The sequence below is a fragment of the Streptomyces sp. CNT372 genome (assembly GCF_000377145.1).
Genome location: NZ_KB897790.1, coordinates 125,232 through 149,610, shown reverse-complemented (window position 1 = coordinate 149,610; position 24,379 = coordinate 125,232). Strand labels below are relative to the sequence as shown.

The 24,379-nt window shown below is 75.4% G+C and carries 16 protein-coding genes and 1 rRNA gene; 6 read left to right on the top strand and 11 right to left on the bottom strand.

The window, feature by feature from the left end; translation table 11 throughout:
- Positions 1–80, bottom strand: a 16S ribosomal RNA gene (locus tag C593_RS0125595); the annotation flags it as partial.
- Positions 81–639: 559 nt separating this feature from the next.
- Between C593_RS0125595 and C593_RS0125590 the strand changes: the two genes are divergently transcribed.
- Positions 640–1,089: a PTS glucose transporter subunit IIA gene (locus C593_RS0125590; protein ID WP_026278076.1), complete on the top strand. Its 450-nt coding sequence runs from the start codon at positions 640–642 to the stop codon at positions 1,087–1,089.
- A gap of 75 nt (positions 1,090–1,164) precedes the next feature.
- Positions 1,165–2,835, top strand: a complete 1,671-nt coding sequence (gene ptsP / locus C593_RS0125585; RefSeq protein WP_026278075.1) for a phosphoenolpyruvate--protein phosphotransferase — start codon at positions 1,165–1,167, stop codon at positions 2,833–2,835.
- A gap of 156 nt (positions 2,836–2,991) precedes the next feature.
- Here the strand turns inward: ptsP and C593_RS0125580 are convergent, their stop codons facing one another.
- Together C593_RS0125580 and C593_RS0125575 are read right to left on the bottom strand one after the other, a co-directional pair.
- The gene (locus tag C593_RS0125580; protein ID WP_018850180.1) at positions 2,992–3,906 is read right to left on the bottom strand and encodes a hypothetical protein; all 915 of its coding nucleotides are present in this window, start codon (positions 3,904–3,906) and stop codon (positions 2,992–2,994) included.
- Between the two features lie 110 nt (positions 3,907–4,016).
- Positions 4,017–6,002, bottom strand: coding sequence for an acetoacetate--CoA ligase (locus C593_RS0125575; protein WP_018850179.1), 1,986 nt, complete (start codon positions 6,000–6,002; stop codon positions 4,017–4,019).
- A 254-nt stretch (positions 6,003–6,256) separates the two neighbouring features.
- Between C593_RS0125575 and C593_RS0125570 the strand changes: the two genes are divergently transcribed.
- Complete coding sequence (locus C593_RS0125570) at positions 6,257–8,515, top strand: TIM-barrel domain-containing protein (RefSeq protein WP_026278074.1); 2,259 nt, start codon at positions 6,257–6,259, stop codon at positions 8,513–8,515.
- A 22-nt stretch (positions 8,516–8,537) separates the two neighbouring features.
- On the opposite strand, the gene C593_RS33965 is transcribed toward C593_RS0125570, so the two are convergent.
- Positions 8,538–9,056 carry an NUDIX domain-containing protein gene (locus tag C593_RS33965; protein WP_018850176.1) on the bottom strand — a complete coding sequence of 173 codons (519 nt, stop codon included), beginning with the start codon at positions 9,054–9,056 and terminating at the stop codon, positions 8,538–8,540.
- A 60-nt stretch (positions 9,057–9,116) separates the two neighbouring features.
- On the opposite strand from C593_RS33965, the gene C593_RS33960 reads away from it, so the two are divergent.
- The gene (locus tag C593_RS33960; RefSeq protein WP_018850175.1) at positions 9,117–10,010 is read left to right on the top strand and encodes a M15 family metallopeptidase; all 894 of its coding nucleotides are present in this window, start codon (positions 9,117–9,119) and stop codon (positions 10,008–10,010) included.
- Between the two features lie 157 nt (positions 10,011–10,167).
- Positions 10,168–10,461, top strand: a complete 294-nt coding sequence (locus C593_RS0125555; protein WP_106434757.1) for a DUF962 domain-containing protein — start codon at positions 10,168–10,170, stop codon at positions 10,459–10,461.
- 197 nt (positions 10,462–10,658) lie between these two features.
- On the opposite strand, the gene C593_RS0125550 is transcribed toward C593_RS0125555, so the two are convergent.
- Genes C593_RS0125550 through C593_RS0125535 form a run of 4 tightly spaced genes read right to left on the bottom strand, consistent with a single transcriptional unit; the run spans position 10,659 to position 15,134 of the window.
- Entirely contained in the window at positions 10,659–11,264 is a 606-nt protein-coding gene (locus tag C593_RS0125550) for an ATP/GTP-binding protein (protein WP_051093786.1), read from the bottom strand.
- Complete coding sequence (locus C593_RS0125545) at positions 11,245–11,649, bottom strand: DUF742 domain-containing protein (RefSeq protein WP_018850172.1); 405 nt, start codon at positions 11,647–11,649, stop codon at positions 11,245–11,247. The genes C593_RS0125550 and C593_RS0125545 overlap by 20 nt, the downstream gene beginning before the upstream one ends.
- A 9-nt stretch (positions 11,650–11,658) precedes the next feature.
- On the bottom strand, positions 11,659–12,132 hold the full coding sequence (locus C593_RS0125540; protein WP_018850171.1) for a roadblock/LC7 domain-containing protein: 474 nt from the start codon (positions 12,130–12,132) through the stop codon (positions 11,659–11,661).
- Positions 12,129–15,134, bottom strand: a complete 3,006-nt coding sequence (locus C593_RS0125535; protein ID WP_018850170.1) for a nitrate- and nitrite sensing domain-containing protein — start codon at positions 15,132–15,134, stop codon at positions 12,129–12,131. The genes C593_RS0125540 and C593_RS0125535 overlap by 4 nt, the downstream gene beginning before the upstream one ends.
- A 537-nt stretch (positions 15,135–15,671) precedes the next feature.
- On the opposite strand from C593_RS0125535, the gene C593_RS32045 reads away from it, so the two are divergent.
- Positions 15,672–16,238 carry a hypothetical protein gene (locus C593_RS32045; protein WP_486591185.1) on the top strand — a complete coding sequence of 189 codons (567 nt, stop codon included), beginning with the start codon at positions 15,672–15,674 and terminating at the stop codon, positions 16,236–16,238.
- A 130-nt stretch (positions 16,239–16,368) separates the two neighbouring features.
- Here the strand turns inward: C593_RS32045 and C593_RS0125525 are convergent, their stop codons facing one another.
- From C593_RS0125525 to C593_RS0125515, 3 genes are all read right to left on the bottom strand, one after another.
- Positions 16,369–21,168 (bottom strand): hypothetical protein, encoded by a 4,800-nt coding sequence (locus C593_RS0125525; protein ID WP_018850168.1) that lies wholly within the window; start codon positions 21,166–21,168, stop codon positions 16,369–16,371.
- A 70-nt stretch (positions 21,169–21,238) separates the two neighbouring features.
- Positions 21,239–22,162, bottom strand: a complete 924-nt coding sequence (locus tag C593_RS0125520) for a hypothetical protein (protein ID WP_018850167.1) — start codon at positions 22,160–22,162, stop codon at positions 21,239–21,241.
- A gap of 184 nt (positions 22,163–22,346) precedes the next feature.
- A complete protein-coding gene (locus C593_RS0125515) occupies positions 22,347–23,894 on the bottom strand; it encodes a hypothetical protein (protein WP_026278073.1) in 1,548 nt (515 codons plus the stop codon).
- Between the last annotated feature and the right edge of the window lie 485 nt (positions 23,895–24,379).

Genomic DNA, 24,379 nt, shown 5'->3' with positions numbered 1-24,379 from the left:
GAAGTGGTTCATCGTTCGACTTGCATGTGTTAAGCACGCCGCCAGCGTTCGTCCTGAGCCAGGATCAAACTCTCCATGAATGTTTACCCGTGATCGGGTCGACACATCACAGGGAGCGGAACCAGCCGGGCGGAAAATACCCGACGGTTCACAGCGTCCTCGCTGTTGTGTTTCTTCAAAGGAACCTCGACCAACCAACAACTCACGTCGGCTGGACGGGGTATCAACTAATCTGGCGTTGATTTTTGGCACGCTGTTGAGTTCTCAAGGAACGGACGCTTCCTTCGGGCTCTTTTCACAGAGGCCCTCCGGGCGCTTCCCTTCGGTGTTCCAAACTCTATCAGCCTTTTCGGACCCCTCTGACCACCACCCTGCGGACAGTAGTGGTTTAGACCAGTTAGGATCTCGGCTTGACGAGCACCGCCGACCTCCGACCCGATGTCGCGTCGGAGCGAGGCAGGTGGTCGACAGTACAGCTTGTGCACAGACGAGGCAAACCGTTTGCGATGCTCCCTGGATCCGCCAACTCGTAGGTTTCAGGCGGAAACAGGACTTCAAGTGACATACCCTGCTCAACAGTGTGCCGTCCGGGTACAGGCCGTGACGGCGCAGCACCAAATCCCCGCTCTGGGAGGCTCCATGACCACAGTGACGTCCCCTCTCGCCGGACGGGCCATCGGGCTCGCGGCCGTGCCCGACCCCGTGTTCTCCGGCGCGATGGTCGGTCCGGGGACGGCGATCGATCCCGATCGGGGCCCCTCCGAAGCCGTGGCTCCCGTCGAGGGCATCGTCGTCTCCCTGCACCCGCACGCCTTCGTCGTCGTGGACGCGGAAGGGCACGGGGTGCTGACGCATCTGGGCATCGACACGGTGCAGCTCAACGGCGAGGGCTTCGAACTCCTCGTCAACAAGGGCGACACCGTGCAGCGCGGCCAGGCCGTCATCCGCTGGAACCCGTCCGAGGTCGAGGCCGCGGGCAAGTCGCCGATCTGTCCGGTCGTGGCACTGGAGGCCACGCCCGACTCGCTCTCCGAGGTCCGGGAGGACGGAGAGGTGAAGGCCGGCGAGGACCTCTTCGGCTGGCAGTGACCCGCGTCCGCCGGTGACGGCGGATCGGACAACCAACGCGGCGGCAGCGGTCGCCGCCCTAGCGGAGACGGTGAGATGGAGACAACGCTGCGAGGCGTGGGCGTGAGCCACGGGGTGGCGATCGGCGAAGTACGGCACATGGGCACGGCGGTCCTGGAACCCCCGGCCAAGCAGGCCCCGCCCGAGGACGCGGAGCGGGAGCAGGGGCGCGCGCGCCAGGCCGTCGAGGCCGTGGCAGCGGACCTGATCGCCCGGGGGAATCTGGCCGGCGGCGAGGCGCAGGCCGTCCTGGAGGCCCAGGCGATGATGGCCCAGGACCCCGAGCTGATGTCGGACGTGGAACGGCGGATCGCCGTCGGCAGTACGGCCGAGCGCGCGGTGTACGACGCGTTCGCCGCCTACCGGGCGCTGCTCGCCGGGGCCGGGGACTACCTGGCCGGGCGGGTTGCGGACCTGGACGATGTGCGGAACCGGATCGTGGCGCGGCTGCTCGGGGTGCCGATGCCGGGTGTGCCGGACAGCGACGAGCCCTATGTGCTGATCGCCCGCGACCTGGCGCCCGCCGACACCGCTCTGCTGGATCCGGCGCTGGTGCTCGGCTTCGTCACCGAGGAGGGCGGGCCGACGAGTCACAGCGCGATCCTGGCGCGGGCGCTCGGGGTGCCGGCCGTGGTGGCGCTGCCCGGTGCCGGTGAGCTGGCCGAGGGAACACTCGTCGCCGTCGACGGGAGCAGCGGCGAGATCTTCGTGGACCCGACGGAGGAGCGGCGGACGGAGATGGAGCGGGCCGCGGCCGAGCGGAAGGCGGCGCTCGCGGCGTCGACCGGGCCGGGGGCGACCTCCGACGGGCACAAGGTGCCGCTGCTGGCCAACGTCGGCGGCCCGGGTGATGTGCCGGCGGCGGTGGACGCGGGTGCGGAGGGTGTGGGTCTCTTCCGTACGGAGTTCCTGTTCCTGGACGACAGCAAGCAGGCTCCTTCCGAGGAGAAGCAGGTCGAGGCGTACCGACAGGTGCTGGAGGCGTTCCCCGAGGGCCGGGTGGTCGTGCGGGTGCTGGACGCGGGCGCGGACAAGCCGCTGGACTTCCTGACTCCGGCGGACGAGCCGAACCCGGCGCTCGGTGTGCGGGGTCTGCGGAGTCTCCTGGACCACCCGGAGGTGCTGCGGACCCAGCTCAGCGCGCTGGCCAAGGCGGCGCACGGCCTCCCGGTGTATCTGGAGGTCATGGCGCCCATGGTGGCGGACCGCACGGACGCCAGGGCGTTCGCGGACGCCTGCCGGGAGGCGGGCCTCCAGGCCAAGTTCGGTGCCATGGTCGAGATCCCCTCGGCCGCGCTGCGGGCGCGGTCGATCCTCCAGGAGGTCGAGTTCCTCTCCCTCGGGACCAATGACCTGGCGCAGTACACCTTCGCCGCCGACCGTCAGGTGGGCGCGGTGTCCCGACTCCAGGACCCGTGGCAGCCGGCGCTGCTGGACCTGGTCGCGCTGTCGGCCGAGTCGGCCAAGGCCGAGGGCAAGAGCTGTGGTGTCTGTGGTGAGGCGGCCTCCGATCCGCTGCTGGCCTGTGTGCTGACGGGCCTGGGCGTGACGTCGCTGTCGATGGGTGCCGCGTCGATTCCCTATGTGCGGGCCACGCTGGCGAAGTACTCGCTCGCGCAGTGCGAGCGGGCCGCTTCGGCCGCGCGTGCGGCCGACACCGCCGAGGAGGCGCGGCTGGCCGCACAGGCGGTGCTCTCCGGCGAGTAGCCGCGGGGCCGGCCGGGGCCGCAGCCGGTCGTTTCAGCGCAGGGGGCTTTCCGCCGGGTCGGCGGGGAGCCCCCTGCGGCGTGTCCGGGGTGTGGCCGGGGCGTGTCCGGGCCGGGGGGTGCTGCGGCCGTCAGTGGCGGCGGTCAGTGGTGGTGGTCAGTGGTGGTGGGCCGCCGGGTCGTCCGGTGGGAGGGGGAAGCCGGCGCAGTACTCGACGCCGGGCTCGGGCGGGACGGGTTCACCGGTGGCGGCGTCGGTGCAGTAGGCGCTGAAGACCTCGCCCGCGGTGAGCGGGGCGACCCGGCCGCCGGCCAGCCGCCAGCCGTGGAGGTGGTCGGGAAGGCCGGGGCGGACGGTGCGCAGGACGATGCCGCCAGCGCCTTCCAGGGCGAGGCCCGCGGCGAGGACGGTGACGAACTGGACGCCGGAGTCCGCGTCGACGGTGGGGGCGGTGCGGCCGGCGCCGCCTTCGGCGTGCAGCACGGCGAGAAGTTGTTCGTCGGGCGCGGGGACGCTGCAGACGAGGTGGTGACTGCCGGGGCCCGCGAGATCGAGGATGCGGTGCAGGACGCGGGAGGCGCGGTCGAAGGCGGAGCGCCCGGTGTCCTGGCCGCACTGCGCACAGTCGCCCAGGTCGGCGAGGAGGAGGGTGGCGTACTGCCAGGTGGCGTGGCGGACGGCGGCGTCGACGAGGTGCGGCAGCAGGTCGGCGAGGGGCGCCCCGGTATAGGGGACGGTGACGCCGCGGGCGGCGATGTCCGCGGTGTAGCGGCTGCGGGTGGCCGCGCTGTCCGCTTCGAGGCCCGTCTCGGCGCAGAACTCGGCGTAGTCGTCCGGGTCGAAGAGGGCGAGGGTGGTGTGCAGGTGCCGGCCCGCGAGGTCCCTGAGGAGGCGTTCGGACTGGCGGAGGTAGGCGGTGTGGTCGTCGAAGGTGAAGGTGCGGTAGCGGCGCATGGCGGTGAAGTCGCGCGGGTCGGCGAGGATGCCGACGGTGCTGGGGACTTCGCGGCGGAGTGCGCGCCGCTGGGCGGTGGTCTGCGCCGGGCGTGCGCGGCGGCCTGTCTCGGTCATTCTGGTTCCCCCTGAGAGCTTCTTGTCACTGGTCCCTCACGTTAAGTGACGGCACTGACAACGGGGCCCTGGGGCGGCCCGCCCCCGGAGGCGGGGCGGGCCGGGTGGTGTCAGTCGCGGCTGCCACGGGTGCGGGCCAGTTCCTCGTAGAAGCGGAGCAGGTCGAGGTTGTCGACGGAGCCGGGGTTGACCGCCTTGGTGAGGGCGGTGCCCTGGAGGAGGCGCTTGACGGGCACCTCGATGCGCTTGCCGGTCAGGGTGTGCGGGACGCCGGGGACCTCGATGATCTCGTCGGGCACGTGCCGCGGGGAGAGCTGTTCGCGGATGGTGCGCTTGACGCGGTCGCGCAGGGCGTCGTCGAGGACGGCGCCGTCGGCGAGGTGCACGAAGAGGGGCATCCAGTAGCCGCCGTCGGGTTCCTCCAGGCCGATGACCAGGGACTCGCGGATCTCGGGGAGGCGTTCGACGGCCTCGTAGATGTCGGCGGAGCCCATGCGGACGCCCTGCCGGTTGAGGGTGGAGTCGGAGCGGCCGTGGATGACGACGGAGCCGGTGCCGGTGATGGTGATCCAGTCCCCGTGGCGCCAGACTCCCGGGTACACGTCGAAGTAGGAGTCGTGGTAGCGGCTGCCGTCGGGGTCGTTCCAGAAGCGGACGGGCATGGACGGCATGGGGTTGGTGACGACCAGTTCGCCGACCTCGCCGATGAGCGGCTTGCCCTGGGGGTCGAAGGACTGGAGGTCGGTGCCGAGGCAGGCGGCCTGGAGTTCGCCGATGTGCACGGGGAGGGTCGGGACGGCGCCGGCGAAGCAGCTGCACACGTCGGTGCCGCCGCTGACGGAGGCGATCCAGAGGTCCGCGCGGACCTCGTCGTGCAGCCAGCGGAAGCCGTCGGGAGGGAGGGGGGAGCCGGTGGTGGCGACGCAGCCGACGCGTGAGAGGTCGTGGTCGCGGCCGGGGTGGACGCCGGCCTTGGCACAGGCCATGACATAGGCGGCGGAGGTGCCGAAGAGGGTGGCGCCGGTGCGTTCGGCGACGGCCCACTGGGCGTCGACGGCCGGGTGGCCGGGGCTGCCGTCGTAGAGGACCACGGTGGTGCCGGTGAGCAGGCCGGAGACGAGGAAGTTCCACATCATCCAGCCGGTGGAGGTGTACCAGAAGAAGCGGTCGCCGGGGCCGAGGTCGCAGTGGAGGCCGAGCTGCTTCAGGTGTTCCAGGAGGATGCCGCCCTGGGACTGGACGATGGCCTTGGGCAGTCCTGTGGTGCCGGAGGAGTAGAGGACCCACAGCGGGTGGTCGAAGGGGACGGGCTCGAAGACGGGTTCCGTGTCGCCGGCGGTGACGGCGGACCAGTCCAGGGCGCCGTCGGGGGCATCGGTGCCGAGCAGGGGGATGTGGACGACGGCGCGCAGGGAGGGCAGCTCGCGGCGGAGTTCGGCGACGGTCTCGCGGCGGTCGTGCTCCTTGCCGCCGTAGCGGTAGCCGTCGACGGTGAACAGGACGACGGGCTCGACCTGCTGGAAGCGGTCGAGCACGCTGCGGGCGCCGAAGTCGGGGGCGCAGGAGGTCCACACGGCGCCGACGGCGGCGGTGGCGAGGAGGGCGGCGGTGGCCTGCGGGATGTTGGGGAGGTAGCCGCTGACGCGGTCGCCGGGGCGGACGCCGAGGGCGCGGAGTCCGGCGGCGAGGGCGCCCACCTGGCGGCGCAGCTCGGCCCAGCTCACAGGCGTGATCCGCTGGGTCTCGTCCACGCAGAGGAGTGCGGCCTCCTGGGCCCGGGCCGGGTCCTCGGCGGCGCGCAGGGCGTGTTCGGCGTAGTTGAGGGTGGCGCCGGGGAACCAGTGGGCGCCGGGCATGGACCGGTCGGCGAGGACGCGGTCGTACGGGGTGGTGAAGCGGACCTCGAACCACTCGGCGACGGCCTGCCAGAAGGTCTCCAGCTCGTCGACGGACCAGCGGTGCAGCGCCGGGTAGCCGCCGTCGGCCGGGGCTCCGTGGCGGTCGGCGGCCCACGCCTGGAAGCGGGTGACGCGGGCGGCGGCGATGCGCTCGGAGTCGGGCTGCCAGAGCGGGGCAGGGTTCGCTGCTGAGGTCATGGGGCGGCTCCCGGGCTGGGTCTGCGTGCGGTGGTGCGCGGTGTCTGCGCCGGCCCGCGTTCGGGCGGGGTGTGCGCGGAGGCGGGCTGACAGGGACGATGCCATGTGATCGTCGTTCGCACCAGGGCTCGTCAACCATGGTCGGACGTGTCCCTATGTGGTCCCACCACGGGTGCCCCTCGGTGCTCCGACCACGGTGAACGGCAGTTGAACACCCTCTCGGTCACCGGGGGTCGGGTGGCAGGGTGAGCGGTATGGACGGTCGTGGTCTGCTGCGTGCGGTGAAGTGGTTCGGTTCGGGCCGGGGACCCGGTGGGGGGCGCCCGGTGTGGCCCTTTGCGCCGGGCGCCGGGACGTCGGGTGCCGGGACGTCGGGTGCCGCGGAGGCGGAGGCCGGTGCGGGATCGGCGGCGGGCGGCGGCGAGCGGGCCCGGGTGCCGGGTGAGGTGACCGGGGCCGAGTCCTCGGCGGGCGGGGGTGTGGTCCGTTTCGCCCGGTCCGAGCTGCGGGTGGTGGTGACAGCGGGCGGGGCGGTCTTCTGCGGCTGGGACGGAGCGGCGCCCGGGCCGTCGTCGGCGTTGGCCGGGCCGCCGCCGCAGCCGGACCCCCGCACCTCCCTGGAGCCGGACATGGACGGCGGCTGGCGGGTGGTGGCGGAGCGGATGACGGTCGCGGTCTCGCGCACGGGCGCGGTGGAGTACCGCACGCCGGGCGGTGTGGTGCTGCGCCGTGATCTGCCGCCGCGCTGGTGGGAACGGGCCGGCGCGGGCGGCGGCCCGGCGCGCTGGCTGGTGCGCAGCGAGATCGCCCCGGACGCGCGGGTGTTCGGGCTGGGCGGGCGGTCCGACGGGCCCCGGGTGCGGGAGACGCCTGTGGTGCTGGGGAACGCGGAGCCGGGTGGTGCGGCCGGGGGCGCGGTGATGCCGGTGCATCTGGTGGTGGCCGACGCCGGAACGCATCTGGCGTTCCACGACACGGGGTGGCACGGCCGGGTGACCGTGCGGGAGGGCGAGGAGGGGGCGGGCTCGGGCCATGACCGGCCGGGGTCGGTGGAGTGGCGGATGGACGGCGGTCCGCTGCGGAGCTGGCTGCTGGTGGGGGGTCCGGCCAGGGTGCTGGACGGGTTCGCGCGGCTGACCGGCCGGGCGTCGCTGCCGCCGGTGTGGGCGCTGGGCCGGCATCACGCGCCGGGCGGGCCGGTCGGTGAGCGGGAGCTGCGGGGGCTGCTGGCCGGGTGGGCGGAGCGCGGGGTGGTCCCGTCGGCCGTGCACGTCGGGGCGGACGAGGGCGTCGGGGCGGCGGGCGCGGACCGGTCGCCGTCGCGGGTCTCCGCGTCCGGCGGGACGGCTTCCGCGTCCGGCGAGGTGGCTGCGGTGTCCGGCGATGTGACGGAGGGGCCGCCCGATCTGCCGGCGCTCGCCAAGTCGCTGGGCGAGGACGGGGTACGGCTGGTGCGCACGGCGGCTTCCGGTGCCCCGACGGGGGACGAGTGGGGTGCCTGGTGCGAGGCTCTGCCGGCGCAGGGGTTCTCCGGGGTCTTCCGGGACCGGTCGGCGGGGCGGGCCGACGGGGTGCGGCACTTCCCCGCCCCGGGCCGGGTCGTGGACGCGGCGCAGGGGCGGGACGGCCTGTCGTCGGCGCGGGCCGCGTACGCGGGGCTGCGGGCCTCGCGTCCCGGTGAGCGGCCGTTCGTCGTGACGTACGACGGCCGGGTCGGCGCGCAGCGGTACGGGGCGGTGTGGTGCGGGGACGGGGCGGCGGGCTGGCCGGGGCTGCGGGCGGGGCTGGCGCAGGTGCTGGGTCTTGGCTTGTGCGGAGTGCCGTTCGCCGGTCTGGACACGGTGGCGGACGGGACCGTGGAGGATGCCGAACTCGCGCTGCGACGGCTGCAGTTGGCAGCGTTTCTGCCGTTGCTGCGTACCGGCCGGGGGGACGCGTCGGAGTCGGTGGACGGGGAGGCGGTGCTGCGGGAGCGGGAGCGGCTGCGTCCGTATCTGCTGTCGCTCGCGTGTCTGGCCCGGTGGACGGGGGCGCCGGTGGTGCGGCCGCTGTGGTGGGGCAGCCCGCGTGACCGGAGGCTGCGGGAGTGCGAGGACGCCTTTCTGCTGGGCGACGCGCTGCTCGTGGCGCCGGTGCTGGAGCCCGGATGCGCGCGTCGGGAGGTGCGGTTGCCGCGCGGGCGCTGGTACGACACGGCGACGGGGGCCGTCCACGAGGGACCGGGCCGGGCGCTGGTGGACGCGCCCCGGGGGCGGGTCCCGGTGCTGGCGCGGGCCGGGTCCGTGCTCGCGGTGCGCGGCGCGGACGGCGGCGCCGAGCTGGAGGTCTGGGCGCCGGCGGAGGGACGCACCGGTGGGGGCCTGGTGGTGCGCGAGGCGGGTGACGGCTGGGTACGGCCCCGGGCCGAGCGGCTGGTGACCCGGTGGGAGGGCGGAGCCGTGGTGGTGGAGCGGGTCGCGGGCGAGGAGCGGGTGCCGGCCCGCGGGCCGGTGCGGGTGCGCGGGCTGGAGTGACGGGGTGGCACCCGGGGGTCGGTCAGCGGGTGGCGTAGGCGCCGGTGAACCAGTTGCGGACGGCCACGGTGTGCAGAGGGAAGGCCAGTTCCTCCGGGCCGCGCAGGATGTGCCAGCCGTCGGTCTCATCGGTGGGCCGGACCGGCGGCAGGACGTCGGCGGGACGGGGCGGCAGCAGGCCGAAGAGGAGGAGATGGCCGTGGGGTGAGCTCAGCGCGTCGGCGAGCCGGACGTCCTCCGGGGCCGCCTCGATGCCGGTCTCCTCCCGCAGTTCGCGGACCACGGCCTGCTTCCAGTCCTCCCCGTGGTCGATGAAGCCGCCTGGCAGGGCGGTCCCGCCGAGGGCGGGTTCGATGGCGCGGGTGACGACGACGAGGCCGGGGGCGTCTTGGGGGCCGTCTCCGGTGACGGGCAGCAGCGCGACGGCGACGGGGAGCGGATTGCGGTAGGTGGTCGCGCCGCAGGCGGGGCAGACGCGCGGCCAGCCGGCGTCCGCGCCGAACGGCGCTCCGCAGTGGCCGCAGTGAAAGTGGCTGGACACGCTGGGACTGTAGCCGACGGGTTCCTTCGCCGGGGCGGGCGGCTGGGGGACGGTGGGCGGATGCGCTCGTTCCGTTCCGTCCTCCGCCGGGTCGCCGCCGCCGTGTGCGCGACCGCCGCCCTGTCCCCCGCCACCGGTCCGGCCCGGGCCGCGCCGCCCGGGGAGCCGCCACGGGCGCGGGCGGACGCCGTCACCGCACCGGCCGGGGCACTGGAGCCGGTCGCTCCGGCGCAGTTCGTCGCGCTGCGCACCGTCGCACCGGGTGTCCGGGAGGAGTTGCGGTACGCCACGCGGGAGAACTTCCTCGGCGACCGGGTCGACGGCTACCGGCAGCCGCTGTGCCTGCTGACCCGCCCGGCCGCCGAGGCGCTGGCGCGGGCGCAGAGCGGACTGCTGCGCCTCGGATACACCCTGAAGGTGTACGACTGCTACCGCCCGCAGCGGGCGGTGGACCGCTTCGTGCGCTGGGCGGGGGACCCGCAGGACCGGCGGATGCAGGCGGAGTTCTATCCGCGCGTCGACAAGTCCCGCCTGCTCGCGGACGGTTACCTCGCGGAGCGGTCCGGGCACAGCCGGGGCGGGACCGTGGACCTGACCCTCGTCCGCCTGCCGGGCGTCCCGGTGGGGGTGCGCCCGGAGCCGGGGCGCCCGGCGGGGGCCTGCCACGGGCCGGCCGCCGAGCGCCGCCGGGACGATGCGGTGGACATGGGCACCGCGTACGACTGTTTCGACCCGCGCTCCCATACGGACCACCCGGGGGTGAGCGGGGCCCAGCGGGCGCACCGGGATCTGCTGCGGCGGGCCCTGGGGGCGGAGGGGTTCGTGAACCTGCCGGAGGAGTGGTGGCACTTCACGCACCGGCCCGAGGTCTTTCCGGACACGTACTTCGACTTCCCGGTGGCGTGGCGGTCCCTCGCCCGGGGCGAAGTGAACGGGTCCGGTCGGGCGGGCTGACGGCGGGGCGGTCCGGGGCTACCGTGCGGTCATGACGCAGCAGCCCAGTGAGCAGCGGACCGGCACGCAGCAGCCCAGTGAGCAGCAGGCCAGTGAGCAGCAGGCCTTCGAGCGGCACTTCGCGACGTACGAGGAGTTCTGGCCGTACTACGTGGCGATGCACTCCCGCGCGGCGACCCGGTGGGTGCATCTGACGGGGACCCTGACCGGGCTGGCGATCAGCGCGTACGGGCTCGCCCGGGGCCGGTGGCGGTATGCGGCCGCCCTGCCGCTGATCGGCTACGGGACCGCCTGGCCCGCGCACTTCCTCATCGAGAAGAACAACCCGGCGACCTTCGGGCATCCGGCCTGGTCGCTGCGCGGAGACGCGCAGATGATCCGGACGATGCTGGCGGGACGGGACCACGAGCTGGCGGAGACCGCGCGGAAGTGGCTGGCCCAGAACGGCTGAACGGGGCGGCTCCGGGCGTGAACCGGCCCTCGTGTCAGCAGCCTTGACGTGTCGTCAGCCTTGACGTGCCGTCACGTCAGGAGAACACTGCCGGTTCACCGGGACCGCTCCCATGACGGGCCCGCCCCGCGGACGCACGGCCCGTACCCCGGTCGGTGGGGGTACGGGCCGTGCTCGCGCGGGCCGGGCCCCGGGCCTCAGGTCACGGCGGGCTCCGGGATGTGGTCGACCCGGGCGAGAGCGTGCTCGACCACGGTGACCAGGATGTTCTTGACGGACTCGCGTTCGCGGGCGTCGCCCATGAGCAGGGGCACGTCCTCGTCCAGGTCGAGTGCGCCGCGCACGGCCTCCACGGTGAACCGTTCCGCTCCCTCGAAGCAGTTGACCGCGACGGCGAAGGGGATGCCCCGGCGCTCGAAGTAGTCGACCGCGGCGAAGCAGTCGCCGAGGCGGCGGGTGTCGGCGAGGACCACCGCGCCGAGGGCGCCCTGGGCGATTTCGTCCCAGAGGAACCAGAACCGGTCCTGCCCGGGGGTGCCGAACAGGTAGAGGACGAGGTCCTCGCGGAGGGTGATCCGGCCGAAGTCCATGGCGACGGTGGTCGTGGACTTCGACTCGACGCCCGAGACGTCGTCGACGGGCCGCCCGGCCTCGCTGAGCGCCTCCTCGGTGCGCAGCGGTCTGATCTCGCTGACGGCGCCGACCAGGGTGGTCTTGCCGACACCGAAGCCGCCCGCCACCAGGATCTTCAACGTCACCGGCTCGACCGGTGCCGTTCGGCGGCTAGAGCGCCCGAAGGCCATTGATCACCTCGCGCAGAATGCTGACGTCCGGCAGTTCCGCCGGCGGTACGGGACGGGTCACATGGACGAGGGCGTCGTCCACGAGGTCGCCGACCAGGACCCGGACCACGCCCACGGGCAGGTCGAGTCCGGCGGCGAGTTCGGCGATCGACTGGGGAGCGTCGCCGCAGCGTTCGACGATCTCGACGTGCTCGGGGGAGAGCGACTGGTCCGCCCCCGGGTCGTCGGCCGCGGCCTCGGGGATCACCAGGGCGATCAGATCGAGGCGGTGGCGGCTGTCGTGGCCGGTGCGGCCACGGGTCATCGCGTAGGGGCGGACGACGGGACCGGCGTCCGCGTCGATCCAGTGCGGGGGCCTGGGACTGTTCCGGACGGACTCACCCATGGCTGCCGCTCACCCCCCGGCGGCCGGACCGGTCCGGGGAGCGGTGGCCAGGTGGGCGCCGACCCGCTTCACCATGAGGGTCATCTCGTAGGCGACCTGGCCGACGTCGGAGTCGGCGTCGGCCAGCACGGCGAGGCAGCTGCCGTCACCGGCGGCGGTCACGAAGAGGAAGGCCTCGTCGAGTTCGACGACGGTCTGGCGGACCCGGCCGGCCTCGAAGTGGCGGCCCACGCCCTTGGCGAGGCTGTGGAAGCCGGAGGCGACCGCGGCCAGGTGTTCGCCGTCCTCGCGGGACAGGTCCCGGGAGGAGCCGCGGGCCAGGCCGTCGCCGGAGAGGACGAGGGCCTGGCGGACGCTGGCGACGCGGTCGACGAGTTCGTCGAGGAGCCAGTCGAGTTCGCCGGGGGCGCCGGCGGGGCGGGTGGTGGTTCCGGCGCCGTTCCGGGCGCTGGTGGCGGGTCCTGTGGCGTGCGGTGCGGTCATCGACCGTCCCCCTCGGGTGTCGTTCCTGGTGCGGTCCGGCCGGAACCGGCGCCGTCGTCGTCGGTGGCGGGGCCCGCCGGCCCGTGGGGCGCGGGGGCGGTGGCGTCGTCCGGGCCGCCGAGGGCGGCGTTGTGCCGGCGGCCCCGCTGCCAGCCGCGCTGCATGGCGGCCATCCGGGCCCGGACCGTCTCCGCGTCGCGCCCCTCCTCGACGCGTGGCCCGGCGGCCGGGGGCGGGGCGGGCGGCTCTTCGCCGGAGGGGCGGCGGAGCTGGGGGGCGAGGCTGGCCTGGCGGACCCGGCGCGGGAGGCCCTCGCCACCGGGTGCCGGGGCGGCGGGGCGGGCCGGCTCCTCGGCCTCCCGGGGCGGCCGCCTCTCCGCGCGCGTCCCGGCGGGTCCGGGGTTCCGGACGGCGCGGTCCGGCGCGGGGCGGGCACGGCGCGCCGGGGTCAGCGGGACCGGGTCGGGGACGCGGTCCCGGGCAGGGCCCGCGGCGACGGGTCCCGAGGCGGTGGAGCGGGTCCGGGAGCCGGCCGGGGTGCGGCGGGCGAGGGGGACGGGGCCGGTGCGGGGGCGGTCGTCGCCAGGAGGGCCGCTGTCGTGGAGGGCGTCGGGCGCGGGGTGGTGGCGGCCCGCGGCGCCCCGGTCGTCCACGCGCCGTCCGTGATCGCTGACCAGGGTGGGCGGGCGGCGGCGCGGCAGGGGTACGGCTCCGAGCGGCGGGCCGGTGGGCGGCGGTGCGCGGTGGCTTCCGGGCTCGTCCGCCTCGGGGCGCGGGGCGCGGGCGCGGAAGAGGCCGCCGCGCTCGCTCTCGGTGTCGTCCAGGTCGGCGAGTCCGGTCAGGGCGAGGTCGTCGAGGGCTCCCTCGGCCATGGCGCGGTCGGCGCCTGGGGCGTCGCGTGCGCCGCGGTCCCGTCGGGCGCGGTCCCGGCCCGCGGTGTCGTCGGGGCCCAGGGTGCCCATGGGGGCTTCCAGTTCGACCGGTCCGTCGAGCACCGTGGGGCCGACCGCACCGGGCGGGGCCTGGGAGAGGGCGAGCCGGCCGGGGCCGCGCCGCCCGGAGGGATCGGTTCTGCGGTCCAGGCGGAAGCCGGTGCCCTCGGTCTCGGGCGCCTCGGTGAGCAGGGCGGCCGGGATGAAGACGACGGCCGTGGTGCCCCCGTAGGGCGACTGCTGGAGCGAGACGCGCACGTTCTGGCGCTGGGCGAGGCGGCTGACCACGAACAGGCCGAGGCGGTCGGTGTCGGAGAGCTCGAACTCGGGGGTCTCGGCGAGGCGGAGGTTGGCGTCGAGGAGGGCGTCGGGTGTCATGCCCAGCCCCCGGTCGTGGATCTCCAGTGTGAATCCGTTGGCCACCCGTTCGCCGAGGACCTGGACGCCGGTGTGGGGCGGGGAGAACACCGTGGCGTTCTCCAGGAGTTCGGCGATCAGATGGGTCAGGTCGGCGACGGCCGGGCCGCCGACGCCGATCCGCGGCAGCCTGCGCACCTCGATGCGCTCGTAGTCCTCGACCTCGGCGACGGCGGCCCGGACGACGTCCATCAGCTGGATCGGCTTGCGCCACTGACGGGACGGCGCGGCGCCGGAGAGGATCACCAGGCCCTCGGCGTGGCGGCGCATCCGGGTGGTCAGGTGGTCGAGGCGGAACAGGTCGGCGAGTTCGTCGGTGTCCTCGGTGCGGCGCTCCATGGCGTCGAGGAGGGTGAGCTGACGGTGCAGCAGGACCTGGTTGCGGCGGGCCAGGTTGACGAAGACCTCGGACACCCCGCGCCGCATGTCGGCCTGGCGGACGGCGGCCTCGACGGCGGCGCGCTGGAGGGTGTTCAGGGCCTGGCCCGCCTGGCCCAGCTCGTCCCGGCCGTACTCCAGGCGCGGGGCCTCGGTCTCGACGTCGATGACCTCCCCCGCCGCGAGGCGCCGCATCACGCTCGGCAGGCGGACCCCGGCGACCTCGTGGGCCTCCTTCCGCAGCCGGGTCAGGGCGCGCACGAGTTCCCGGCCGATGCGGACGGAGACGACCACGGAGACCAGCAGGGCCAGGAAGCCGAGGACCCCGGCGACGCCCGCACGGACGAACACGCTGTACGCGGCGGGCTCGATGCGGTCGTGGTACCGGTCGCCGGCCGCGGCGGCCTCACGGGCGAGGTCGTCCAGGACGGGGGCGGCGGCCTCCTGCCAGCGGCCGGTCTCGGCGGAGGCGAGTTTGTCGTCCGGGTCCGCGGCGATCAGGCGCTCCTCGGCGTCGCGCAGGGGCGCGGTCTCGGGGCTGTCCCAGTAGGACTCGACGATCTCGCGTTCGCGGGCGGGCAGGGACTCCGCGCTGATCCGGTAGTGGAGTTTGCGCTGCGCGACCAGGTCGGTGAGGGCCCGCACCTCGGGTCCGGTGACCTTGCGGGTGGTGAGGGCGGAGGCCACGAGGGCGTCCTCGCGGGAGAGCATCTCGCGGGCGCGCAGCAGGCCGACGAGGGCGCGGCCCTCACGCTCGGCGCCGGTGCCGTCGACGGCGCGGACGGTGAGCAGGAGGCTGTGGGCCGGATCGACGAGGCCGTTGTAGAAATCCATGGCCTTCCGCCGTGAGACGGCGTTGGCGTCGACCGAGCGGCGGAGGGCGGGCATGCGGTCCAGGGCGTCGAGGACGGCGGTGAGCCGGCGCGCGGTCCCGGGTGTCATGGCGTCACGCACGGAGGACCGGGCGGTGTCGGCGCGCAGGGCCAAGACGGCTTCGTCGGTGGCCGCGCGCCGGCTGCTGAGGGCGGGCTGCGCGTCCGAGGCGCGGCGGTCGGCGAGGTAGACGAGCGTCTGGCGGCGCTCCTGCTGGAGACGGTCGACCATGGTCTCGACGGGGGTGCCGACGTCCTCGGAGACGGCGGTGGCGTCGAGGAGCTGGGCGGCCTCACGACCGGTCAGAAAGGTCGCGAACCCCCACAGGGCGGTCAGCGCGAGCAGCGGTACGAGCAGAAGCGCCACGATCTTCCGGCGGATGGACGTCCCGCGAAAGCGCATGGCCTCCCCCTGCTCAACCTGGTCCGGCTCGGCGGGTGTTCCGTCAGCAAACGGCGAGAGCGTACTACTGCCGGGCGTACAACTCGAAGGCACGTCCGGGACGATTTTCGGCCTCGGCACGCAGTGGTGATCACGGGATGTCCTGCTATTTCGGTGGTGCGGGAGCGGGATGGAGTGCCGGAGGGGGCGGTCACCCGTCGAATTCCGGACCGCCGCAGATGGCCTGAACTGTGCGTCACGGAACAACTCGGGGGAATCTTCTCGTCACTTCACTCGTCAGTACGGATGGGATGTCACACCGGTTCACTGCCGTGACGCATCCGGTACCGCACGGCAGGGCAGACGCCCGGGGCCGGGGCGCGCGCCGGCGCCCCGGGAGCGGCCGGCCGGCGGCGGACACCCCACGGAGTAGAGCGGCCGATTCCGGGCAGACACCCTGAAGTCGGACAGAGGCGGGGAGTGACACGGACCATGGACTTGGACGAGCGATGGCACGAGGCGTCCGCGGACGACCGGCAGGCACCCGAGGTGCCGCAGATGCCGCGTCAGCAGTCGGGCGCCCTGCCCGCCGGTCCGGTGGCAGGCCGCGCGGAGACCGGGCGGGAACGTTCCGCCACGGGCGCGGCGGCCGCGGGTGAGCAGCGGTGGCGAGAGGGTGGTCCGGCGGGCGCCGGGCCCGGGCGGCCGGGGGGGCACGGGCCCCGGGTGCCGGCTGCGGAGCGTCCGCTGTGGGTGGAGGAGGACCACGGCACGCGGCGTATGGCGGATCCGGTCCGCCGGGCGGCCGTGCGCGCGGTCATCATCGTCTCGGTGACGCTGATCCAGGCGATGGCGGCGTTCCTGTTCACCGTGACGGATTCCTGGCTGGCCTTTCCGACCGTGCTCACCGGTGTCGCGGGGACGGTGGTCGCCACCTGGGCGGTCCTGGACGTGTGGGTGACGCGCCAGGTGTGGAACCAGCGCAACGGCGTGGTCTCGGTGCCGAGCAGCACGGCCCGGCAGCTCCGGCGCGAGCGGCGCCGGGCCCGCCGGGCGGCACGGGTCGCGGCGCGCGAGGCCGGGCGGATAGGCAAGAACGGTACGGGGCGGCTGTCCCGGGCCTGAGGGGCCCGGGACGCCGTCCGGCAGCGGGCGCACACGAGGGGCCTGGGGCGCGGCCGTTGATCCGGTCGCGCCCCAGGCCCTCGTCATGTGCGCCGGCCGGGGCGGCGCGGTGGCACGTGGCGGCGCGCGGTCAGCCCCCGGCGGCCGGGCCCGGCTGGGCGGGTACCGGGGCGGCCCGCTTGAACATCCGGGTCGCCGTGATCTCCCCGTGGATTGTCTCCCCCTCCGGGTCCGCCTGCGGCAGGCCGGGCCGCAGATGCTCCTCGACGCTGATGTACTTCAGCCCCGCCCGCAGGTCCGCGTCGTTCCGCAGCCGGATGACGAGCGGGAACTCCGCCAGTGCCGTCGTGTCGAACAGGCCCGTCGTGTACAGGAGCTGGACGCCGAGGGCGTCCGACACGGCCCGCTGGAGCTCCAGCAGATAGGTCGCGTTGGCCCGGCCGATGGGGTTGTCCAGGAAGAGGGTGCCCGCGTGCCGGTGCTTGTCCCGGCCCCGGTCGTTGCTGCGCAGCGCGGCCATGGTGCAGTACAGGGCGATCGCGGCGGTGAGGAGCTGGCCGCCGGAGAAGACGTCGCCCATCTGCCCGACCGGCACCCGCTCCGCCCGCAGCACCGCGTCCGGCTTGAGGATCTCGACGGCGACGCCCTTCGGTTCCAGGGCGGCCTGCACCCCGCGCAGCAGCAGGGACATCCCGTCCCGCCGCCCCTCGCCGTAGGTGCCGCCCGCGTTCTTGCGGACGGCGGCACGGGTGGCCTCGTCGACGACCTCGCCGAGCCGTTCGGTCAGGGTCGCCTGGTCGGGCTCCTCGAAGCGGATGCGCAGGAACTCCTGGCCGGACCATTCGCCGAGGCCCTCGGGCAGCCGGGAGAGTCGCTGGGCCGAGCGCAGGGTGGCGAGGGCGGACTCCACGAGTCCGCGCAGCCGGTCGACGATGGTGTCGCGATTGCGCTCCAGTTGGGACAGCTCGTCCGTGAGCACCCGCAGCCTCGGGGCGAACGCCTCCGCCCACTTCGCCGCGTGGTCCGGCAGCGCCGCCGCGGGCAGTTCGCGGATCTGCTGGCGGGCGGGGGTGCGGACCTGCTCGTAGCGGGTGGAGTTGGCGTGGCGGACGAGGACGTCGCATGCCTCGCGCACCGCTGCCTCGGCGGCGGAGAGGTCCGCGGCGCAGCCGCGGAGCGAGCGGCGGGCCTCGGCGGCCGAGCCCCGGGCCTCCTCCAGCGTCCCCGGGTACGGCTCCGGCTCCTGGCCGGGCTCCTCGTCGTGCTGGTGGTCGCGGAGGAGGTCGCGCAGCAGGGCGGCGGTCTCGTCGAAGCCGCCGGCGGCGTCCTCGGCGGCGCGGTGGGCGCGCAGCAGACCGGCGTGCGTGGTGCGGGCGCTCTCCAGGGCATCGGTGCGGGCGGCCAGTTCGGCGCTCGCGGTGCGCAGCAGGGCCTGGGCGTGCTCGGCGTCGGAGGGCACCAGCTCCTCGGGCAGCGCGGTGTGGGCCTCGCCGTCCGCCGGAGCAAGGCGTTCCGCTTCGCCGCGCAGCCGGCCCAGCTTTTCGCTGGCCTCGGAGGCACGGGTCTCCAGCATCTGCACCAGGGACTCGGCGCGGGCGGCGGCGGCCTGCCGTGAGGGGCCGTCGGCCCCGTCGGTTCCCTCCAGGAGCTGGGCGGCGCGGGTGCGGACCTTGTTGGTGAGCCGGTCGAGTTCGGCGAGGGCGGCGGACTCGTCGCTCTCCGCGCGTGCCTGCTCGGCCCGCAGATCGGCGCCGACGCCGACCTTCTCGTAGAGGCGGGAGGCCGCCCGGTACGCCTCGCGCAGGGCGGGCAGGGAGGCGCCGGGCGCACCGGTGCCCTCGGGCAGCGGTTCGGGGGCGCCGGCGATCTCCGCTCGTTCGGCGCGCAGGGCGCGGGCGGTGCGGCGGGCGTCGTCGCCCGCGCGCTGGGCGGCACGGCGGTCCTCGTCGGCGGCCTTGGCGCGTTCCAGACAGGCGGCGGCGCGGGCCTCCGACTCGGCCGCGTCCTCGGCCAGTTCGCGCAGCTGCTGCTGCCAGGAGGCGCGCTCGCGGAGCCGGAAGGCGAGGCCCGCGAGGGCGTCGGCGGCCCGGCGGGCCCGCTGCGCGGCCTCCTGCCGCTCGTCGCGCACGCGGGCCGCGTCCGCCGCCGCCTCGTCGGCCTCGGCACGCGCGGTGCGGGCCTCGGCGAGACGCTCCGCGGCGTCGGCGGCGCCCTGGCGGGCGGTGTGGGCGGCGGTCGCGAGTTCGGCGAGCATGCCCGGCGGGCAGTCGTCGCGCCAGGCGGCCAGACGCGCGCCGAGGGAGCGGTCGCCCGCGAGGCGCGCGGCGAGCGCCCGGATCTCCTCGTCGCGCGCGCCGGCCCGGGCGCGCAGGGCGTGCCGCTCCTCGTCGGCGGCGTGTTCGTCGTGCATGGCCGGGTTCGGCGGGACGAGGAACACCTCGGCGGGCGCTCCCCCGCCCGTGGCGGGCACCGGGGCGAGGAGCGCGGCGGCGGTGCCGACGGCGACGGCAGAACGGGGCAGCAGGGCCGCCCCGGCCAGGACCTCCCGGGCGCGGGCGTGCGAGTCGGGGTCGGTGACGACGACTCCGTCGACGAGTTCGGGCCGGGCGGCGAGGACGGCCGCGTGGTCGGCGGGGTCGACGGACTGGGCGAGGTAGCGCCAGCCGGGCAGGGCCGGGATGCCGTGCTCGCCGAGGTACTCGACGGTGGCCAGGACGTCGGGGGCGGGCGGGAGGAGGCCGCCGTCGCCGAGGGCGCCGAGGATGCGGGCGTCGTCGGCGGCGGCCGTGCGCAGGTCGAAGAGCTGGCGTTCGGCCGAGGTCACGGAGGTGTCGAGCAGGTCGCGCAGGTCGTCGGCGAAGCGGTCGAGGTCGGCGGCGGTGAGGCGGCCGGGGTCGGCGGCGCCTTCGGGAGCGGGGGTGGCTTGCGGGGCGTCTGTGGACCCTCCGTCCGGGGCGGCGGGCCGGTCGGCGGCCTGTCCGTCCGGGGCGGCGGGGTCCCGGTGTGCGGCGGGGGCGGTGCGGTCGCCGGGGGTGCGGGGGCCCGGCACGGGGCCGGCCCCGGGTGCGGGGCCCGCCGACGGCGCGTGGGCGAGCCCGAGCAGTTCGGCGAGGCGTTCGTCCTCGGCGAGGGACTCTGCGGCGCGGCGCTCGGCCTCGTAGGCGTGCTCCGCGGCGACGGCCGCGTCCTCGGCGCGGGCGGCCGCCAGTTCGGCGCGGGACTCGGCGGCGGCCGTCTCCCTGGCGCGCTCCGCGGTGGCGCGGGCGGCCTCGCGGGCCGCCTCGAAGGCCGCGACGGCGGGCTTCTCCGCGTCACTCGCGGCGAGGGCCGCGCGGGCGGGGTCGGCGTCGGGGGCGGTGTCGTCGAGCCAGCCGGACCGGACGGCCTCGGCCGTCTCCCGCTCGACCTCGGCCAGACGCTGGCGCAGGTGACCGATCTCGCTGCGGGCGCGCTGGGCCTCGGTGGCCGCGGCGGTGGCGTCGCGGTGGGCGGCCTCGGCGGACTCCTGGAGGGCCCGGGAGCGCTCCTCCTCCTCGTTGGCGAGGCGTTCGCCGTCCTCGGCGGCGGCGTGCAGGGCGCGCACCAGGTCGCCCGCGGCCTGGGCGCGGGCCGCGAGGGCCGGGGCCGCGTCCCGTTCGGCCTCGCGGATGGCGGCGGCGACGCGGGTGGCGCGGTCGCTCGCGGCGCGGTGGCGGAGCACGGCCTCGGCAGCCTGCCAGGCGGAGTGCAGGGTACGGGCGTCGATCAGTTCGCGGCGCTGGGCCGCTGCCCCCTTCTCGGCCGCGGTGAGGGCGAGGGAGGCGTGGCGGTAGGCGAGTTCGGCGGCGACCAGGGAGCTGTGGGAGCGGGCCTGCTCGGACTCGGTGACCGCGTGGGCCGCGGTCGCCACCTGCTGGGCGAGTTCGGCGGTGAGCCCCCGTTCCCCGGCGGCGCGGGCGGAGAGCCGGCGGGCCAGGGTGCGGGTGCGGCGCTCGGCGCCCGCGTGCACGTCCCGGATCCGGGCGCGGTGCGCCGTGGCGTCGACGATCCGGCCGAGCAGGTCGACCGAGCCCGCGGTGAAGTCGCGTTCGGCGGTCAGCTCGGCGCGGCGGCCGAGCTTGTTGCCGAAGCCGCTGACGAGGTCGGCGAGGCCGTCGGTGTCCCGGGTGTCGGTGACCGCGCGGAGCAGCAGGTCGGTGAAGTCGGAGTCCTTCTTGACCGCGAACAGGCCGGCCGCCTCGCCCTCGTCGGCGTTCATCTCCCGCTGGTAGCGGAAGAGTTCGGGGTCGAGGCCGAGGTCGCCGAGGTGCTCGTTCCAGCGGTCGTGGATCTCCTCCCAGTGGAGGTCGAGATGGGGGTAGGCCCTGGCCGCCTCGGTGACGGCGTCCCGGAAGCCCTTCATGGTGCGCCGCCGCCCCCGGGCGCCGGACGCGCCCTCGACGGGCGGGCGCATGGCGGTGGACTCGGCGACGGGCAGGCTGTCCAGGCTCAGGCCCGGGCCGGGCCGGAACGAGTACCACGCCTCGGCGAACTTGCGCGGGTCGCCCGAGACCTGCCGACCGCGCCACTCGCTGACCTTGCCGACGACGACCAGCTCGCCGGTCTGGGTGTGCTGCCACTCCAGGGCGACGTGGCCGCAGTCGTCGGCGAGCAGGAACTTGCGCAGGACACCGGAGCTGGCGCCGCCCAGGGTGTTGCGGTGGCCCGGCAGCATCACCGAGAAGATCAGCTTGAGCAGCACGGACTTGCCGCCGCCGTTCTCCAGGAAGAGGACGCCGGCGGGCGCGGGGCGGCGCGGCGGGCCGACGGGCTCCTCCTCGAAGAACTCCGCCTGGGTGGGGGCGGGGTGGGGCACGGGCGCGCCGACTCCGCGCAGGTCGAGCACGGTGTCGGCGTAGCGCGCACCGGCGGGACCGATGGAGTAGAGGCGGACCCGGGACAACTCGTACATGGCGGCGGACTCTCAGTCTTCGTCTGGGTGACGGCTCCGTCCGTCGGGACGGCGTCGTCGGCGGTGCCGGTCAGGCGTGGAAGGGGAGGCCGGCGTCGGCGGCCAGCTCCAGGTCGTCGCCGTCGGGGGGAGCCACCAGGGTGGCACTGCCGTCGCTCACCGGGACCACGCCCAGCTCCAGGAGTTCGGCCATGGCCGCGCTGCCGGCCATGTCGCGGACCTGGAGCTGGTAGCGGGCGGTGGTCCGGTAGGTGCCGCCGGCGTCGTCCCCGGTGCGCTGGAGGAAGCCGGAGTCGGTGAGGAAGCCGACGGCCTTGCCGACGATGCCCGTGGTGGAGCCGGCGAGCCGGCGGGCGTCCTTGGTGGCGCCGGTGGCACTGCGGCGGGCCCAGACCCGCCAGGCGGATTCGAGGCCGGGGGCGTCGGTGGCGGGGTCGGTGTTCCGCCCTTCCTCCTCGGCCCGCTCCTCCAGGCGGCGGCAGGCCTGGCGGACGAAGGCGTCGACGCCGTTGACCGTGATCCGGCCGATGTAGCCGTCGTCGGCCAGGTCCTCCGGGCGGGGGAAGGCCATGGCGGCGACGGCGAGGTGCGCGAGGCCGTGCAGGAAGCGGTCGGCGGAGTCGGAGGAGGCGCGGCGCGCGTAGTCGCCCATGCGGACGGCGAAGACGGAGTCCTCGGCGGCGGTGACGGCCATGCCGGCCCGGGGCGAGACCTCCAGTACGACGAGGCCGAGGCCGGTGGCGACGGCGTCGGCGAGGCGGGCGAAGGCGCCGTCCTCGCGGTAGCGGCGGAGCAGGTCGCCGTATTCGGCGTCCCGGGCGGGCTGGAGCTTGGGCTGGAGGCCGAAGGAGACCAGGCGGGCGGCGTCGGCCGCGTCGGCGGGGGTGACGGAGCCGGCGGCGCCGGCGGGGGTCGAGATCGGTCCGGCCGGGGGCCCCTGAGGGGTGACCGGGTCGCTCCACGCACCGGGGTGCTCGGCGGAGTGGTCGCTCACGGGTGGTGCTCCTCGGGGGTGGTGGTCGTACCGGAGGGGGTCGCGGGGCGGGGATCCGGGCTCGCGCAGCGGGGATCCGGGCTCGCGGGGCCGGGATCCGGGGTCGCAAGGCGGGCGGACCGGATCGCGGGGCGGGTTTTCGGGGTCGCGCGGGCCGGTGCCGGCGGGCGGACGGCCGCGCTGGTCATGCGCCGCCCTCCGACCGGTCGGCGGCCATGCCCGCCGCGTCCAGCAGGGCCGTGCCGACGACCAGATCGGCGCCGCCGAACTCGGGGTCGTCGAGCTGGGTGCCGTCGTCCACGGCGAACAGCAGGCGCCGCTCGCCCTGGCGGTAGGCCGTGCCGACCGGCGGGCTGGCCGCGTGGACGGCCAGCAGGGCGACGAGGTAGGGCAGGTCGGGGTCGCGCAGCCGGGCCTCGGCCAGCAGACCGGAGAGGCGGCGGGGCGCGTCGTGCTCCAGGTCGAGCAGTTCCATGGCGCTCGCGAGCTGCTCCTCGCTGAAGCGGCTGTCGTCCGGGGTGGCGATCAGGTCGGGCTCGGGCATCTCCGCGCCCAGGTGCTCCCGCTCCACGGGCGGCGTGAGCAGCAGCTCCACCAGGTCGCCGACGCGCACGGCGGAGGGGGTCCGCAGACCGGTGCCGCGGGCGAAGAAGGCGTCCGTGACGCGGGTGGCGGAGGCGACGGGCAGCGGCAGCACGGGAGCCAGCAGCTGCCCGTACACATCGAGGCCGGTCCGCGCGGTGGGACGGGCGAAGGCCTGGCGGTCCTGCTCCGCGCGGAACAGCGGGCCGGCCTCCAGCAGCCGGGCCTGGAGCTGGGTGTGGCGGCGGATGCAGTCCTTGACGATGTCGACGAGCTCGGCGGCGCGGCGCTTGTGGTCGGCGAGCTTGGCGTCCGAGCCGGCCTCCGCCTCGTCGCGCGCCCTGCGGATGTTGGTCAGGATCGCGTTCTCGTGACGGTACCGGTCGGCGACGTGGTCCAGCGCCTCGGCGATCATGTCGGGCACGGTGTTGAGCCAGTCGACCGCGCGGACGTTGCGCCGGGTGGCCTCCAGGGTGCGGCGCAGGGTCTCCGAGTACTGCACGGTGCGGTAGCGCGCCTGCTCGGCGGCGAGCTGCGCGTCCGCGAGGCGGCCGCGGCTGATCAGGATCTCCAGCTTCACCTCGGCGGCGATCTGGGCGCTGGTGACGTCGGTGTCGAGCGCGCCGACGAGGACGTTGACCGCCTCGTCGGTGGTGCGCAGATAGACGCTGCCGCCGTGGCCGGGTACCTCCTCGACGAGCTTGAAGTCGTAGTCGCGGCGGGTGTAGACGCCGTCGGGCCCGAAGGTGCCGTACACGGCGCGGAATCCGCGGTCCACGCTGCCGACGTTGATCAGGTTCTCCAGGACCCAGCGGGCCACGCGCTCGTGCTCCGCCTGCGGGCGGGACGGGGCCTGGGCGGCGACGCGCGGAACGAGCCTGGCCACTATCTGCTCGTGGTCGGCGCCGGTGTCGAAGTCCATGTGCAGGGTGACGAGGTCGATCGCGGCGAGGGCGACCTCGGCCATCGCGTACACCGAGTACTCACCGGCGAGGTTGGCCTTGCGCACATCCAGATCGTGCAGCGGCGCGGTGCACGCGAGCGCCCGGAGCCGCCGCGCCAGCCCTTCGTCGGCGGCCGGCCCCGGAGCAGGGCGCGGCCCCGCGCTGAGCTGGGGCGGAACGAATTCCGTCGGTGCAGGCGAAGTCACGCTGCACAGATTAGGTCCTCGCAGTGACAACGGTCGAAACGACGCAGATGCCCCGGGGGACGAGGGCCGTCGGGTGCCCCGCCCGGGGGGACGGGGCGGGCACGGCGCGGGCCACTGCCCACTGCGTGCACGGCGTGCGGTGGCCGGGCGCTGGGCGCGGGACTCCGCGGCACGAGTCCCGAGCCCGCCGCACCAGTCCCGAGCCCGCAGGACCGGGGCGTGCACGGGGAGTGCCGCGATCGCCCGCCGGAGGCCGGGGCTCCGCAGCGCCCGGCCGCATGTCCGCGGCGCCGTGTCCCGCCGGGGCGTGAGGCGCGCGCGTGCAGCGCGCGCCGACGGGGGCGCGCCCCCGGCTCCGGCTCAACTGCGCGCGATGCAGGGCATGTGGACGACGGGCGCCGGGGTCGCGCGCCGCGCGCGGGGGCTTCCGGGGAGCGTGCCCACCCGGACCCGCGGGGGCGGGGCCTGCCGGGCGGCCCGGAACG

Bases quoted from the DNA above. Each gene is read 5' to 3' on its own strand.
- C593_RS0125590 (WP_026278076.1), top strand. From the start codon at position 640: ATGACCACAGTGACGTCCCCTCTCGCCGGACGGGCCATCGGGCTCGCG.
- ptsP (WP_026278075.1), top strand. From the start codon at position 1,165: ATGGAGACAACGCTGCGAGGCGTGGGCGTGAGCCACGGGGTGGCGATC.
- C593_RS0125580 (WP_018850180.1), bottom strand. From the start codon at position 3,906: ATGACCGAGACAGGCCGCCGCGCACGCCCGGCGCAGACCACCGCCCAG.
- C593_RS0125575 (WP_018850179.1), bottom strand. From the start codon at position 6,002: ATGACCTCAGCAGCGAACCCTGCCCCGCTCTGGCAGCCCGACTCCGAG.
- C593_RS0125570 (WP_026278074.1), top strand. From the start codon at position 6,257: ATGGACGGTCGTGGTCTGCTGCGTGCGGTGAAGTGGTTCGGTTCGGGC.
- C593_RS33960 (WP_018850175.1), top strand. From the start codon at position 9,117: ATGCGCTCGTTCCGTTCCGTCCTCCGCCGGGTCGCCGCCGCCGTGTGC.
- C593_RS0125555 (WP_106434757.1), top strand. From the start codon at position 10,168: ATGCACTCCCGCGCGGCGACCCGGTGGGTGCATCTGACGGGGACCCTG.
- C593_RS0125550 (WP_051093786.1), bottom strand. From the start codon at position 11,264: ATGGCCTTCGGGCGCTCTAGCCGCCGAACGGCACCGGTCGAGCCGGTG.
- C593_RS0125545 (WP_018850172.1), bottom strand. From the start codon at position 11,649: ATGGGTGAGTCCGTCCGGAACAGTCCCAGGCCCCCGCACTGGATCGAC.
- C593_RS0125540 (WP_018850171.1), bottom strand. From the start codon at position 12,132: ATGACCGCACCGCACGCCACAGGACCCGCCACCAGCGCCCGGAACGGC.
- C593_RS0125535 (WP_018850170.1), bottom strand. From the start codon at position 15,134: ATGCGCTTTCGCGGGACGTCCATCCGCCGGAAGATCGTGGCGCTTCTG.
- C593_RS32045 (WP_486591185.1), top strand. From the start codon at position 15,672: ATGCCGCGTCAGCAGTCGGGCGCCCTGCCCGCCGGTCCGGTGGCAGGC.
- C593_RS0125525 (WP_018850168.1), bottom strand. From the start codon at position 21,168: ATGTACGAGTTGTCCCGGGTCCGCCTCTACTCCATCGGTCCCGCCGGT.